The following is a 13,387-nucleotide window of genomic DNA, read 5'->3' on the forward strand; positions in this document are numbered from 1 at the left end:
GATCGTTTGTCGTGGTGGGGGATGTGGTTACTTGACACTTCCCGCGGCGAGACCACCGGACCAGAACCTCTGCAGGCTCAGGAACGCGATGATCAGCGGGACAATCGACACGAACGCCCCGATGATCACCAGTGATCGGAGTTCCGGGGCTTGGCCGATTGCGCTGTTCCAGGCGTAGAGACCGAGGGTCACCGGGAACAGGGTTTGATCCCGCAGCATGATGAGCGGCAGGAAGAAGTTGTTCCAGATCGCGACGAACTGGAACAGGAACATGGTCACGAGTGCCGGCGACATGAGTCGCACGGAGACGGTGAAGAAGGTGCGCACCTCGCTCGACCCGTCGAGACGGGCCGCTTCCAGCAGCTCGTCGGGCACACTGGCGGCGGCGAAGATCCGCGCCAGGTACACCCCGAACGGGCTGACGATGCTGGGGAGGAACACCGACCAGTAGGTGTTGGTCAGCTGCACCTGGGAGAAGATCAGGAACAGGGGCAGCGCGAGCGCCGTCGCCGGCACCAGCACTCCGGCGAGGACGCCGTTGAACAGGGCCTCCCGCCCGCGGAAGCGGTACTTCGCCAGCGCGTACCCGCACATCGCCGCCACCAGCGTTCCGAGGAACGCGCCGAAACCGGCGTAGAGCACGCTGTTGATCAGCCAGTGGATGTAGACGCCGGAGTCGTAGGTGAACAGCGTCCCGAGGTTGTTGACGAACGTCGCGAAGCCGTTCGGCGTGAACCACAGCGCAGCGGTGCTCGTGAACTCCGCCCGGGTCTTGGTGGACGAGACCAGCAGCCACCAGATCGGGATCAGGAAGTAGAAGGTGAAGATCGCCATGACCAGCATGGCGCCGGTGCGCGAGACGACGTTCTCGCGGCCCGCTCCGCGCGGCGGGGCGTCGCCGCGCGCGATGCGGCGGGTGGCAGCCGTGATGGTGGTCATGCGAACGCCCTTCTCTGGGTGAGCTTGAGGAACACGAACGACAGCACGAACGTGAACAGCGCCAGCACGACGGACATCGCTGCGGCGAGGTTGTAGTTCGGGATGGACGCCGTGGTGTAGACCGCGAGGTTCGGTGTATAGGTGCTGTTGATGGCGGTGCTGAACGTGCGCAGGGTCTGCGGTTCGGCCAGCAGCTGGAGCGTGCCGATGATCGAGAACACGGCGGTGAGGATGATCGCCGGCATCACCAGCGGGATCTTGATGCGCACGGCGACCTGCCAGTTGTTGGCGCCGTCGAGCTTCGCGGCCTCGTAGATCTCCTGCGGTATCGCCAGGAGCGACGAGTAGATGATCAGCATGTTGTAGCCGATGTAGACCCAGGTGACGATGTTCGCGATCGACCACAGGACCAGGTCGGCTCCGAGGAAGTTGACGTTCTGCGTCAGCGCCGTGAACGGGGACAGCGAGGGCGAGTAGAGGAAGCCCCACATGATTGCGGCGATGACGCCGGGGACGGCGTAGGGCGCGAAGAACGCGAGCCGGAAGAACTTCTTGCCGCGCAGCAGCGGGGAGTCCAGGAGCAGGGCGAACACGAGCGCCAGGATGAGCATGACCGGGACCTGGACCACGCCGAAGAGCAGCACCCGGCCGACGGACGTCCAGAACGCGCTGTCCTGGAACACCGCGACGTACTGAGTGAGTCCCCCGAACACCTGGGTCGCGGGCCCGAAGGTCCCCTGACGTTCGACGGTCAGGAGCGACTGGTAGACGGCGTACGCGATCGGGACCGCGTAGAAGAGGAGGTAGAGCACGCCGAAGGGCGCGACGAAGATCAGGATGGATCGCCAGAGGCTCCGTCCTCGGCGGCGGGGTGCCGTCGGCCGTGTCGCCGGACTCGTGGTGGTGGGTGACGTCGCTGTCATCGCTGTGTCCTCAGCTTTCGGTGCGCTCGGTTCGGACGACGCGGACGGCGCCGGCGGGGATCTCCAGGGAGGTGACCGGCTGGTCCGTGATCAGTTCGTGACCGCTGATGGTGTGGGTGTGCGGCAGGCCGGTGTGGTTGATGAAGAACCGGTAGTCGGCCTCGGGTCCGCGGCGCAGGACCGACTCGATCCCGGTGACGTGGGCGGGCGGGACGGTGACGCCCGCGCCGAGGGCGGCCTGTTCGAGCAGTTCCCAAAGATGATCGTGGTCGAGGTCCGTCCCCAGGTACCAGGCCCGGCCCGATCCGAACTCGTTCACGGTGAGGGCGGGCTCGCCGGGCAGCGGGGCGTCGAGGAACGAGGAGACGGTGTCCGCGGTCGTGGTCTGGATGCGCTCGGTCCAGATGGAGGCGGTGGCGCCGTTGTCCAGCCGGGTCTGGGCGCCCTCGGGGAGCGGGAAGAACTCCTCAGTGCGGAGGCCGAGCAACTCGGTGAAGGCGCCGGGGTAGCCGCCGAGGCGGACCCGGTCGTCCTCGTCGACGATGCCCGAGAAGTAGGTGACGACGACGGTTCCGCCTGCGGCGGCGAAGTCGCTGATCGTGGCCGCCTCGTGGTCGCGGACGAGGTAGAGGGAGGGGACGACGACCATGCGGTAGCGGCTGAGGTCGGCGCCCGGCGCGACCAGGTCGACCGTGATCCCCGCCTCCCAGAGGGCGCGGTAGATCTTGTGCACCTGGTCGAGGTACCGGACCTCCTCGGACGGGTGGGAGTCGAGGTCGGTCGCCCACCACGTCTCCCAGCTGAAGACCATCGCCACTTCGGCGACGACCTCGGTGCCCACGACCTCCCGGATCGCGTCGAGCGTGCGGGAGAGTTCGAGGACTTCGTGCCACTTCCGGCTGTCCGTGCCGGCGTGGGGGAGTAACGCGGAGTGGAACTTCTCGGTGCCCTGGGCCGATGCGCGCCACTGGAAGAAGCAGATCGCGTCCGCACCGCGGGCGACATGCGCGAGAGAGTTGCGGATCAGCTCGCCCGGCTGCTTGGCGATGTTGCGCGGCTGCCAGTTGACGGCGCCGGTGGACTGCTCCATCAGCATCCACGGGCGGCCGCCGGCGAGGCCGCGTGTGCCGTCGGCGGAGAACGACAGCTCCTGGTGGGGGACGGGCAGCCGGTGGTCCAGGTAATGGTCGTTCGCGACGACGTCGACCAGCGGTGCCCACTGCCAGTAGTCCTGGGTGCGGATGTGCGAGGTCACCATGAAGTTGGTCGTCACCGGCACGTCCGAGAGCCGGCGGAGGATGCGCTCCTCGATCAGGTAGCACTCGAGTACCTCGTCGGAGGAGAACCGCGAGAAGTCGAGCGCCTGCGCGGGGTTGCCCGAGGAGAGGGTGCGGCGCGGCGGGAGGATCTCCTCCCAGGCGCCGTAGTGCTGGCTCCAGAACGCGGTGCCCCACGCCCGGTTGAGCGCTTCGACCGTGCCGTACTTCTGCTCCAGCCACCGGCGGAAGGCGTCGGCCGACACGTCGCAGTAGCAGAGCGCGTTGTGGCAGCCCAGCTCGTTGGACACATGCCAGAGCCGCACCGCGGGGTGCGAGCCGTAGCGGGTGGCGACGGCCGTGACGAGACGCTCCGCGGCCGCGCGGAAGACCGGGGAGCTCGGGCAGTAGGCCTGCCGGCCGCCGGGCCAGGCCCGGAGGCCCTCCTGCGAGACGGGCAGGATCTCCGGGTGGAGCGTGCTCAGCCACGGCGGGGGAGACGACGTGCCCGTTCCGAGGTTGATGCCGATGCCCGCGCCGTGCAGCAGTCCGATGATGTCGTCGAGTGCGGAGAAGTCGAACTCGTCCGGGTTGGGCTGGAGCTGGGCCCAGCCGAAGACGTTGATGGCGACGAGCGAGACACCGGACTCGACCATGAGCCGGATGTCCTCCTCCCAGACGGAGCGGTCCCACTGCTCGGGGTTGTAGTCGCAGCCGAACACGAACCGGCTGCCCGATTCGTCGACGTCCGTCGTCAGGCCCTCAAGCGCGGAGCGCACCGTACCGAGCGTCACATCGACCTCCTCGTCGCATCTTCTGTGAACGTTCCCAGAGCCTCTCAGGGTCAACAGGCCGAGAAGGTCTGGGAACGTGCACAGACTAAGCAGGCCGCGGGTGCGCTGTCAAGCTAATGTGTGCGTATGGCTTCCGATTCGACCAGGCCGCGTCAGGCGACGATCCACGACGTCGCCGCCGCTGCGGGCCTGTCGCGGGGGACCGTATCCCGCGTCATCAACGGCGAGCCGTACGTCTCACCCGCCGCCAAAGCCGCCGTCGAATCCGCCATCATCGAAGTCGGGTACGTGCCGAACACGGCCGCCCGCAACCTGAAGACGCGCAGGTCCGGAGCGGTCGCCCTGATCGTCCACGAACCGCACTCGCTGTTCCTCGAAGACCCGAACATCGGCGCCATCGTCCTGGGCACCAACTCCGTGCTCTCCGACGCGGACTACCAGCTCGTCACACTGGTCGTCGATTCGAATCGCGACAGCGAGCGCGTCGCCGACTATCTGCGGGGCGGCTTCGTGGACGGGGTCATCATCATCTCGGCTCGTGCGCAGGACCCCATCGGTCGCGCCGCGACCGGGATGAAGATCCCGGCCGTGTTCGTCGGGCATCCGCCCGGACTCGCGGACATCGTCTACGTCGGTATCGACAACGTCAGTGCGGCCCGCACGATCACCGAGCGGCTGCTCGCCACCGGGCGCAAGCGGGTCGGGATGATCGCCAGCGCGCTGGACCGCGACTCGGGTCAGGACCGTCTGGCGGGATTCCGCGAGGCTCTCGGGGAGCGGTTCGACCCGGACCTCGTCGTGGAGTATCCGTTCTACAGCTACGACAGCGGACTGGCGGGGATGCGCGAACTGCTCGCGCGCGACCCCGGCATCGACGGCGTCTTCGCCGCATCGGATGCGATCGCGGCGGCCGCGATCGACGTGCTCCGCGCTCACGGCAAGGCGGTCCCGCAGGAAGTCGGCGTCGTCGGCTTCGACGACAGCGCCTGGGCGCTCCGGTCCCAGCCGCAGCTGTCCACCGTCCACCAGCCCGCCATGACGCTGGGTCAGGAAGCCGCCCGGCTCGTCCTGCAGCAGATCGCCGGCGATGAGATCGACACCGCCGGAGTGATCCTGCAGACCGAGATCACCTGGCGGGAATCCGCCTGACGGGCGACGCGTCGAAGCGCCGGGGGTCCGTCGCGCTAGGTTGAGACGGTGCGTGCGCAGGAGGGGCGAGGACGGGTGCGCCCCTTCTGGTTGCTCCGCGGCCGCGCCCAGCGCGGGACCCTCGTCTCCACCGCGCTGGTCGTGCTCGTCGTCGCCTTCCTCGCTTCGCTGATGACCGGTCTGGCGCTGCGGTCGCCGGATGCGGCCGTCCGCGCCACCGTCGAGCAGGAGCCCGCCGCCGTGACCTCGCTCGCGGTCCTGTCCTCCCTGGCGACGGATGCGGACGCCCAATCCGCCGCGGTCCGTTCCGTCGTGCGGCGCGCGTTCTCCGGCGCTCCGCTGCTCTCCGCGCGGACGGCGTTCGTCCCGGCCGCCCCGGTCGCCGGTGGCGGGACCGCGCTGCTGCTGGTGGCCGACGACGCCCTGAAGGGACGAGTCCGGCTGACGGCCGGGCAGTGGCCGTCCTTGCCAGGCGAGGTCGCTGTGGATGACGGCTTCGCCCGGGCCCATGACCTGCGGGACGGCCGCGCATTCGACTTCGCCGGACCGGACGGTGCGGTACGCGTCACCGTGAGCGGCGTGTGGCGGGCCTCCGATCCGTCGGCCGCCGCCTGGCTGGGACTCACCAGCGGCCTCGGCGGCACGGATGGGCGGGTGATCGTCTCGGACGCGGTGGCGGAGTCGGCCGGGGACGGCACGTCCGCCCAGTGGGTGCTGACTCCGGATGCGGTCGGGCTCACCGCAGCCGATCTTCCGCGCCTGCACCGCGGCTTCTCCGGCGTCGCCGATGCGCTCAGCGAGGAGCCCGACACGGCGGCGAGCCCGTTCTCCTCGAGCGGGGAGGCGCTCGCCACCGTCACGGCCATGCAGCGCTCGGTCGTCGCCCTCCAGGCCGTCATCCCCGTCCCGCTCGCCGTGCTCGCGGTGTGCTCGGTGCTCGCTCTCGCGCTCCTCGGGCAGTTGCTGGCCGACGCGCGCCGGATCGAGACCCGGCTGCTCCGCTCGCGCGGGGTGACGTATCCCGCGCTGGCGGGGGCTGCAGCGGGGGAGTCCGCGGCGGTGGCCGTCGTCGCCGTCGCGGTCGGGACGGTCGCGGCCCAGTTCGTCCTCGCTCCTCTGACCGGCGGCCCTGGCGCCCGGGCGGGTGTCCTTGACGTGGCTCTGCCCGCGCTGGTGACGCTGGTCGCCGCGATCGTCACCGCGACGCTGACCGCGGTGGCGTCGGCGCGCTCGCTCAGCGACTCGCCGGGAGCGGTCGAGGCGGGACGGGCGCGGAGCGCGGTGTCGGCCGGGCTCGCCGTGCTGGCGCTGATCGCGGCCGCCGTGACGCTATGGCGGTTCGTACTCTTCAGCTCCTCAGCGGCCGATGCGGGCGGTGCGGCCGGCCCCGATCCGGCCGGAGTCCTCGCCCCGGCGGCCGTGCTGTGCGCGATCGCCCTCCTCGGTCTCTCGCTGTTCGGACCGGCGTCCGCGGCCGTCGAGCGGTTGGCCGGACGCGGTCGCGGCGTCGCCGGCGTCCTGCCCGCGCGTCAGGTCGGACGCGGCGTCGCCCTGTTCTCGGGCCCGGTCGCCCTGATCGTCCTGGCGGTGGGGTCGCTCAGTTTTGCGGCGGGATACGCGGGCACCTTCGGCGGGTTCCTGCGCGACTCGAGCCTGCTCGTCGCGGGTGCGGAGGTCCGCGCCGACCTCGGCGTGAGCGGTGCACCGAGCTCTGCGTCCGACCTGTCGCCCGCCACCGCCATGGAACGGCGAGGGGTGAGCGTGTCGCCCGCCATCGTCGACGACGGGACGGTGGGGGACACGGACATCGCGGTCGTCGTCGCGGATGCGACCCGCCTTCCCGCCCTGACACCGGTGGGCTCCTACCTCCTCGACAGCTCAGGGATCGCCGCGGGCCTGCCCGACCGCGGCGGCATCCCCGGTGCCGACCTCCCAGCGGGGCTGAAGGAGCTGACGCTGCGGATCACCGCGTCCGCCGGCACCGGACGCATCCAGGCCGCCGCCGCTACGGCCTGGCTGGCGACTTCGGCGGGCGAAGCGGTCCCCGTGACGGCACGGCCCGACGCCTCCGGTTCGGTCGCGTTCGCGCTTCCGAAGGCGGCGGCCCTGCGCCTCGTCGCCGTCGACATCGCGGCGCAGCCCCAGGCGCCGGCCGGGGCGCTGGATGTGACGCTCGGCGTCGGCGACGTGAAGGCCGGTCAGGCCGTCGTCGCGAAGACGCCCTGGACGCTCGCTCCCGCCGCCTTCGGATCCGCCTCCCCGTTCCGTGCGGCGTCCCCCGGCCGCGCCGTCGCCGCGTCGCTCGACGGCAGCGCCTCCGTCCGGTTCGTCGCCGGCGCCCAGCCGCCCCTGCGCTTCGCGGTCACGCGCGCGCTCGCCGATGAGGACGCCCTGCGGGTGGGCCAGCGGATCGACGTCGACAGCCCCGTCGGCGACCTCACCGGAACCGTGGCGCAGATCGTCGCCGCGGTGCCGGGGACCCCCGCCGAACGCGCGGTCCTGGCCGACTACCCGGCCGTCACCGCTCAGCTGCTCCGGACCACGCCCTCGGTGGCTCGCACGTCGTCCGTGTGGGCGACGGGCGACGACGTCGCCGCGGTCGCGCACGACCTGACCGCCGTCGCCGGTCCCGACGCCGCCGTAACGACCGCGTCCGGCCGGTTCGTGTCGCGGTTCCTGAGCGGTGCCGTCCTCAGCACCTGGCTCGGCGCGGTGGGATGCGGGATCCTCGCGATCGCCGCAGTCGCGGCAGCGATCTCGTCGTCGCTGCGGCGCCGTCGGGGCGAAGTCGTCGTGCTGCGCGCCGTCGGGCTCTCCGGCGATCAGCAGGCGTGGTCCCGGCGTCTCGAGGTGATCGGCGTCGCCCTGGCGGCGGCCCTCTTCGGCCTCGCGGGCGGAGTGGCGGTCGTGCTCCTGGTCGGCAACACCCTCGCGCGGCTGTCCGTCGTGACGGCACCGTCCACTCTCTCCGTGCAGGGCCGCGTCGATCCCGTGGGGCTGGCGGCGGGCCTCGCAGCGCTCGCGGCCGCGCTGGCCGTGGCGGCGTGGGCGTACGGGGGAGCGGTCCGTCGCCAGGCGTCGGACACTGCGTACCGGGAGGAGACCCGGTGAGCGGCGGTGGTGTGTCGGACGCCCGGCTGTTCCTGCGATCCATCCGCGCGTTCGGTGGCGGACTCCTGCTGCTCGCGCTGGTCGCCCTCGTGACCACGACGGCTCTCGCCGGCTGGCCGAGGGTGACCAGCGAGGTGCTGGGTGGCGAACTGCGCCACGGACTCCAGGAATCCGGGGCGGGCGGACGCGACCTGAGCGCCGGCATCCGCACCGGCTTCTTCAATGGGCCGGCGATCGACGCGGCACGCCTGTGGGACGGTCTTCCGGGGATCGCGTCCGGCGTGCGCGACGGAATGAGGGAGCCGCTCCGCGCCGTCACCGGGCCGGGCGACACCGCAGCGCGAACCACCGAACTTCCGACCTCAGGCCCTGCGGGAGCGGCCCGCAACAGTCGCTACGTGATCACGCTCGAGGGCTATCGCGACCTCCGGCAGTCCGCCCGGCTCCTGACAGGAAGCTGGCCCGCGCCCGCTTCAGCTGCCTCCGGGACGGAGCCGGTCCCGGTGGTCGTCACGGCAAGAGCGGCGTCGGTGCTGGGCTGGAAGGTCGGGCAGGTGCGGCGCACCACTGCGTCGCCCGAGACGGCCCTGTCGCTGCGCCTGGTCGGGACCATCCAGCCGAAGGACCCTGCGGCGGACTTCTGGGACCTGGATGCGCAACGTGCGCGCGGGCATTTCGTCGACGGTGGCGACAGCGGCAAGGAATACGGCGGCGTCGCCTGGGTGGCACCCGAAACCTGGCGCGCCCTCGCGCGGGGGTTCGATCAGACCGTCGCCTCCGTCTGGTTCCCGGTGATCCCCGATCACTTCTCCGCCGAGAACGTGCAATCCGTGCGCAGCGCACTCGGCGCGTTCCTCGCCTCACCCCCGACGGTCAGCGCGGGAGGAACCGGCTTCCCCCTCAGCTTCGCCACGGTCCTGCAGCAGCCCATCGACGACTTCGTTGCGCGCGCTCAGCCCGCCCAGACCCTGTTCGCCATCCTCGTCAGCGGGCCTCTCGTCATCGCCCTCGCCGTGTCGGCCCAGGGCGCTCGGCTCGCGCTGGACCGTCGACGACCGGCCCTGGCCCTGATGGCGGCCCGCGGCGCATCGCCGGGACGGCTGCGCGCCGAGCTCGTCGCCCAGGGCCTGCTCGTCTCGCTCCCGGCGGCCGCGCTGGGACTGCTCGCCGCGCTGCTGCTGACACCCGCCGCCGTGCCGCTGGTCGCGCCGCTGGTGCTGGCGGCGGCCTGCGTCCTGCTGCCCCCGGTGGCGCTCCTGCTGGCGACGGGTCCGCTGAGTCCCGGGAATGCGCGCGTCGGCCGGAACCGCTGGACGTGGGTGGCCGAGGTGGTCGTCATCGGGCTCGCCGTCGCCGGCGTGGTCTTCCTGACCCGGCGCGGACTCGCGTCTCCCGGAGCAGGTCTCGGTGTCGACCCGCTGACGGCGCTGACGCCCGTACTCGTCGCGCTCGCCGCCTGCGTCGTGGTGGTGCGGGTTGCCGGCTACCCGATCGGCTGGATCGCCTCCGCTCTCCGCCGAGGGCGCGGTCCGGTGGCCTTCCTCGGGGCATCGGCCGCGCGCCGCTCCGGCTCCGGGCTGTTGTGGCCGGTCTTCACCCTGGTCGCCGGCGTGAGCATCGCGCTGTTCTCGGTCAGCATGCTCGCGACCGCGAGCGCCGGACTCGCCGAGGGGGCGCGCATCCGGGTCGGCGCCGACCTGTCGGTGACCGCGTCGGGCGCGCTGAGCCAGGGACAGGTGGATGCTGTTCAGCGTCTCCCCGGGGTGGAGCACACGGCGACGGTGGAATGGGCCGGTGGCGTGCGCCTCTCCGCGGGCGGCGTGTCGTCCGACGTCTCCGGGTACCTCGTCGACCCGCGCAGTCTTGACGCCGTGCAGTCCGGACTTCCCCAGCAGGCGCGGCTGTCCACCGCGTTGACCGGCTCGATCCCCGGGCGCACGGGCGCGGCGCTCGGCGGCTGGTCCAGCCAGATCCCGGTCACCAGCGCGCTCGTGGTGACGGGCGGGACGAACATCCACCTCGGCGTGAAGGAGCTGGACTTCGTGCCCGGCGTCTACGTCCGCGACGGCGAATGGGTGTTCATCGACCGGACCGCGCTCCCCGCGTCGAGCGACATCATCGGGCGGCCGCAGACCGTGCTGGTGAAGCTCGCGCCCGGCGCGGACGCCGCGCGCGTCCACGCGGAACTGCAGCGCATCGGAGGCGGCGGCGCCCTGGTGGCCGACGCGATCAGCGAGCAGGCGAGGCTGCGCGCATCGCCGCTGGTCTCGGGCACGGAACTGATCGCGACGCTCTCGATCGGTCTGACGCTGCTGCTGTGCGTGGCAGCATTGCTGCTCACGCTCGTCCTCAACACGGCTACGAGGGTGCGCTTGGTGGCGACGCTTCGCACCATCGGCTACAGCCCGAGGCAGACCGCGGGCGTGCTCGCCTGGGAGCTGGGGCCGGTGCTCGTCATCGGCCTGCTCGCGGGCGCCGTCGTGGGGCTGATCCTGCCGGCGATCGTGCTCGACCCGCTCGACCTGCGCGGTTTCACGGGCAGCCCGGTGCAACCGGCCGTGGTACAGGATCCGCTGCTCGCTGCTGCGGCGCTCGCCGGCTTCGCCGTAGTGGCCGCGGTGGCGACCGCTGTCGCCCTGGCGGGCGCGCGGCACCGCTCCGCGGCGGCCGTCCTGAGAACCGGAGGAGGAGAATGACAACCGTGACACCGGACACCCCCGACGCGGCCATCCGCTGCGCCGACCTGGTGCGCATCTTCACCGCGGACGGGGTCGAGGTCCAGGCACTGCAGGGGCTCACGCTGCGGGTGGACTCGGGTGAGCTGGTCGCGATCGTCGGCGCATCCGGTTCGGGCAAGTCGACGCTCCTGGGCATCCTCTCCGGGCTCGACAAGCCGACCGCCGGGTCCGTCACAGTGGCTGGACGCGACCTCCTCACGCTCGGCAACCGTGAGCGGGTGGACTACCGCCGCCGCACCGTCGGCTTCGTGTGGCAGCAGACCTCGCGCAACCTCCTCGGCTACCTCACCGCCCGCGAGAACCTGGCGCTCGCCATGTCCGTCGCCCGCACCGGCGACCGCGACCGGCGTTCCGCAGAGCTCCTCGAGCTGCTCGAGGTCGCGCACTGCGCCGACCGCCTCCCGACCGAGATGTCCGGCGGTGAGCAGCAGCGTGTGGCGATCGCGGTTGCACTGTCGAACGAGCCCCGGGTACTCCTCGCCGACGAACCCACCGGAGAACTGGACGAGGCCACGAGCGCCGAGGTCCTGGAGGCGATGCGCGGGGTCAATCGCGAGCTGGGCGTGACGACGCTGATCGTCACGCACGACCCCACGGTGTCCGAGCACGTGGCCCGCACGGTGCAGATCCGCGACGGGCGCACCGCGACCGAGGTGCTCCGCCGAACCGGCGTCAACGAGCTCGGCGACGAGCACACCGTTGCCGAGGAGTTCGCCGTGCTCGACCGCGTCGGGCGGTTGCAGCTGCCGCAGGAATACCTGACGACGCTCGGGATGCACGAGCGCGTCCGTCTCGCACTGGAGCAGGACCACGTCGGTGTGTGGCCGCACGGCGACGGCGATCGGAAGGAGTCCGACGGTGACGATGGCTGATCTCCGGCACGGGACCGGGGCGGAAGACGCGGAGGCCCCGCTCCTCGTCGCCGAAACTGTGACCCGCACCTTCGAGACCGCTGCTGGACAGGTCGCGGCGATCTCCGACGTGGATGTGACCGTCCGCCCCGGCGAGCTCGTGGTCGTGAAGGGCCCCTCCGGCTCGGGCAAGACCACCCTGCTGACCGTGCTGAGCGGGCTGGACCGTCCGACGGACGGCCGGGTCGTCCTCGACGGCGTGGACCTGGCCTCGGCATCCGAAGCACAGTTGGTCGACCTGCGGCGCCGCAGCACCGGCTTCGTCTTCCAGTCGTTCGGACTGGTGCCGGTGCTCTCCGCCGCCGAGAACGTCGAACTGCCGCTCCGCCTGCTCGGCGTCGCCCCCGCAGAACGGGACGCGCGCGTCGCCGAGTTTCTGGAGGCCGTCGGCCTCGCCGGGCACGCACGGCAGCGTCCGACCGAGCTGTCCGGTGGTCAGCAGCAGCGCGTGGGCATCGCACGGGCTCTGGCGGCGCGCCCGCGCATCCTGTTCGCCGACGAGCCCACCGGCCAGCTCGACAGCATGACCGGCCGCGCGATCATGGACCTCATCGTCGACCTCGTGCACCGCTCCGGGATCGCCGCGCTGGTCACGACGCACGACCCGCTGCTGATGGCGCGGGCCGACCGCGTGCTCGAACTGCACGACGGCCGACTGGGCGGCGAGTCGCGCCGCCGTGGACGGCACGCGCTCTGAACGGGGATTCCGCTCGCCGCGGCCGTGCCTCCATACTGGGTGCTGCGCGATCAGAACTGGGGAGCGATGTCGTTTCAGGCGTACCTCGACACCATCGAGGACAAGACCGGTAAGACCCCGCGCGAGCTCATCGCCGAAGCGGACGCCCGGGGATTCGGTCCGGCCACCAAGGCCGGCGACATCCTGACCTGGCTGAAGGACGACTACGACCTCGGCCGCGGGCACGGGATGGCGATGGTGCACGTCATTAAGAACGGCCCCAAGATCGACGCGAAGTTCGTCGGAACAGACGGCGTGCACCGCGACGAGTCCGACGCGCTGTGGCTCGACGGGAAGGCCACGAAGCCGTCGGTGTGACCGCGGCCTCCGGCGTCAGGGCCGCTGGTCCGTCTCTGCGATGAGCCGCTCGGCGTCGGAGATGACCCGGTCGATCCAGTCGCGGTGAGGGAGGTCAGCGATCGCCTCCAGGTCGAACCACGCCAGCTCGAGGAGTTCATCCAGGTCCGGCGCTGCCGCGCTGAGGAGTTCGCACTCGTACGCGACGCTGACATAGCCGACCCGATCGCCGTTCGGATACTGCACCATCTGAGGTTCGCCACCGTAGGCGCCGATGATGCGCCCGACGCGGATCCGGGCGCCGGTCTCCTCGAGGACTTCGCGCTCGAGCGCGTCCTGCGGCTCTTCTCCTGGCTCGATCCCGCCGCCGATGAAGCTCCACAGACCGGAGTGCGCGTGCCGCCCCAACAGGAACCGGTCGCCGTCCCTGATGACCGCGGTGACCCCCGGCAGGAGGAGGAAATCGGTTCCGATCCGGTCGCGGATCGACTGTACGTAGTCGGACATCGGCATGGCTGCAGCCTACGTCCCGG

10 protein-coding genes are annotated in these 13,387 nt (G+C 71.3%); 6 read left to right on the forward strand and 4 right to left on the reverse strand.

The window, feature by feature from the left end; genetic code table 11:
* Positions 1-27 precede the first annotated feature (27 nt).
* The 3 genes from QRN40_RS10570 to QRN40_RS10580 are packed head-to-tail and all read right to left on the reverse strand — an operon-like array spanning position 28 to position 3,912.
* Positions 28-939, reverse strand: coding sequence for a carbohydrate ABC transporter permease (locus QRN40_RS10570; protein WP_285115581.1), 912 nt, complete (start codon positions 937-939; stop codon positions 28-30).
* On the reverse strand, positions 936-1,862 hold the full coding sequence (locus QRN40_RS10575) for a carbohydrate ABC transporter permease (protein WP_285115582.1): 927 nt from the start codon (positions 1,860-1,862) through the stop codon (positions 936-938). Before QRN40_RS10575 ends, QRN40_RS10570 begins: the two co-directional genes overlap by 4 nt.
* Positions 1,863-1,872: 10 nt before the next feature.
* Positions 1,873-3,912 (reverse strand): beta-galactosidase, encoded by a 2,040-nt coding sequence (locus QRN40_RS10580; protein ID WP_285115583.1) that lies wholly within the window; start codon positions 3,910-3,912, stop codon positions 1,873-1,875.
* A 126-nt stretch (positions 3,913-4,038) separates the two neighbouring features.
* Here QRN40_RS10580 and QRN40_RS10585 point away from each other — a divergent pair, with 126 nt between their 5' ends.
* The 6 genes from QRN40_RS10585 to QRN40_RS10610 all read left to right on the forward strand — a co-directional run bounded on the left by QRN40_RS10585 (position 4,039) and on the right by QRN40_RS10610 (position 12,875).
* A complete protein-coding gene (locus QRN40_RS10585; RefSeq protein WP_285115584.1) occupies positions 4,039-5,061 on the forward strand; it encodes a LacI family DNA-binding transcriptional regulator in 1,023 nt (340 codons plus the stop codon).
* Between the two features lie 48 nt (positions 5,062-5,109).
* The gene (locus tag QRN40_RS10590; RefSeq protein ID WP_285115585.1) at positions 5,110-8,172 is read left to right on the forward strand and encodes an FtsX-like permease family protein; all 3,063 of its coding nucleotides are present in this window, start codon (positions 5,110-5,112) and stop codon (positions 8,170-8,172) included.
* Positions 8,169-10,868, forward strand: a complete 2,700-nt coding sequence (locus QRN40_RS10595) for an ABC transporter permease (RefSeq protein ID WP_285115586.1) — start codon at positions 8,169-8,171, stop codon at positions 10,866-10,868. The genes QRN40_RS10590 and QRN40_RS10595 overlap by 4 nt, the downstream gene beginning before the upstream one ends.
* Positions 10,865-11,782 carry an ABC transporter ATP-binding protein gene (locus QRN40_RS10600; RefSeq protein WP_285115587.1) on the forward strand — a complete coding sequence of 306 codons (918 nt, stop codon included), beginning with the start codon at positions 10,865-10,867 and terminating at the stop codon, positions 11,780-11,782. Before QRN40_RS10595 ends, QRN40_RS10600 begins: the two co-directional genes overlap by 4 nt.
* A complete protein-coding gene (locus tag QRN40_RS10605; protein WP_350224759.1) occupies positions 11,769-12,518 on the forward strand; it encodes an ABC transporter ATP-binding protein in 750 nt (249 codons plus the stop codon). Before QRN40_RS10600 ends, QRN40_RS10605 begins: the two co-directional genes overlap by 14 nt.
* Before the next feature lie 66 nt (positions 12,519-12,584).
* Positions 12,585-12,875, forward strand: coding sequence for a DUF4287 domain-containing protein (locus QRN40_RS10610; protein ID WP_285117478.1), 291 nt, complete (start codon positions 12,585-12,587; stop codon positions 12,873-12,875).
* 15 nt (positions 12,876-12,890) lie between these two features.
* On the opposite strand, the gene QRN40_RS10615 is transcribed toward QRN40_RS10610, so the two are convergent.
* Positions 12,891-13,367, reverse strand: coding sequence for an NUDIX domain-containing protein (locus QRN40_RS10615; RefSeq protein WP_285115588.1), 477 nt, complete (start codon positions 13,365-13,367; stop codon positions 12,891-12,893).
* Positions 13,368-13,387: the final 20 nt, after the last annotated feature.

The organism is Leifsonia sp. fls2-241-R2A-40a (assembly GCF_030209575.1).
Classification (GTDB): domain Bacteria; phylum Actinomycetota; class Actinomycetes; order Actinomycetales; family Microbacteriaceae; genus Leifsonia.